Source organism: Brucella sp. TWI559, from assembly GCF_039674265.1.
In the GTDB taxonomy this organism is placed as follows: Bacteria; Pseudomonadota; Alphaproteobacteria; order Rhizobiales; family Rhizobiaceae; genus Brucella; species Brucella chromiisoli.
Map to the genome: position 1 here is coordinate 1 of NZ_JBDJNE010000061.1, position 1449 is coordinate 1449.

Genomic DNA, 1449 nt, shown 5'->3' on the forward strand with positions numbered 1-1449 from the left:
CCGTGCGCCGTCTTGAGCGCCGCACGCACACCGGCTTCATAATCAGGATGTACAAGCTTGAAGTGCGCCAACTGGCGTTCGACGATAAAGCCCGGCACACCGCCCATGGCTGCTGCAATGTTCGAGAACAGGCGTTGCTTCTGCCCATCATCAAACAGATTGAACAAAGCACGTGGCTGCGAATAATCATCATTGCCGATACGATGATTATAGCGATCCGCATCACCCTGAATGCGCAGTGGCGGTTCCTTGGCCGATGGCTGCTCTACAGGGCCGTTAAACGAGTTTGGCTCGTAAAACGCATCCGGGTTGCCCGTAGCAATGCCGCCATATGTATTCATCTGACCATCACGATGATAATGATGCACAGGGCATTTTGGCTGGTTAACCGGCAGGTTCTCATAATGCGTGCCAAGACGATGACGATGCGCATCGGCATAGGAGAACAGCCGCGCCTGAAGCATTTTATCTGGCGAATAGCTGATACCGGGCACGATATTGGAGGGCGAAAACGCCGCGTTTTCGATCTCGGTGAAATAGTTTTCCGCATTGCGGTTGAGTTCCATCACACCAATATCGATTGGCGGATAATCGGCATGCGGCCAGACCTTGGTAAGATCAAAGGGGTTATAAGGCGTCTTGTCAGCGTCCAGTTCCGGCATGATCTGAACCTGAACTTTCCACTTCGGAAAGTCGCCCTTCTCGATGGATGTAAACAGGTCTTCCTGCGTGGATTCACGCGTGCGGCCAATCACCTGTTCGGCCTCGCTGTTGGTCCAGTGCTTGTGGCCCTGCAAGGTCTTGAAGTGGAACTTGACCCAATAGCGTTCACCCGCATCATTCCAGAAGGAATAGGTGTGCGAACCGTAACCGTTAATGTGGCGTACATCGGTCGGAAGCCCGCGATCCGACATCAGGATCGTCACCTGATGCAGGCTTTCTGGCGAAAGCGACCAGAAATCCCACATGGCGGTTGCGGAGCGCAGATTGGTCTTGGGATGACGCTTCTGGGTATGGATGAAATCCGGGAACTTGACCGGATCACGCACAAAGAACACCGGTGTGTTGTTGCCAACCAGATCCCAGTTGCCTTCCTCGGTGTAGAACTTCAGTGCAAAGCCGCGCACATCGCGCTCGGCATCAGCGGCACCCTGCTCGCCGGCAACGGTTGAGAAGCGCGCCAGCATCGGAGTTTTTGCACCGGGCTGCAAAGCCTTGGCCTTGGTATATCTGGAAATATCACCTGTGATAGTCAGCGTCCCAAATGCACCCCAGCCCTTGGCGTGAACAGCGCGCTCAGGAATACGCTCGCGGTTCTGATGTGCCAGCTTTTCGATCAGCTGATAGTCCTGCAACAAAACAGGGCCGCGCTCACCCGCAGTCAGGGAATTCTGGTTATCCGGGATCGGTGCACCAGCACTTGTCGTCATAATCGGACGGTCTGCCATG

At 54.7% G+C, this 1449-nt stretch carries 1 protein-coding gene; it reads right to left on the reverse strand.

Going from position 1 to position 1449, the window contains the following annotated elements:
* Positions 1-1448, reverse strand: a 1448-nt coding sequence (locus ABE530_RS19575) for a catalase (RefSeq protein WP_499695718.1), incomplete at its 3' end; no start/stop codon positions are given.
* Position 1449 lies beyond the last annotated feature (1 nt).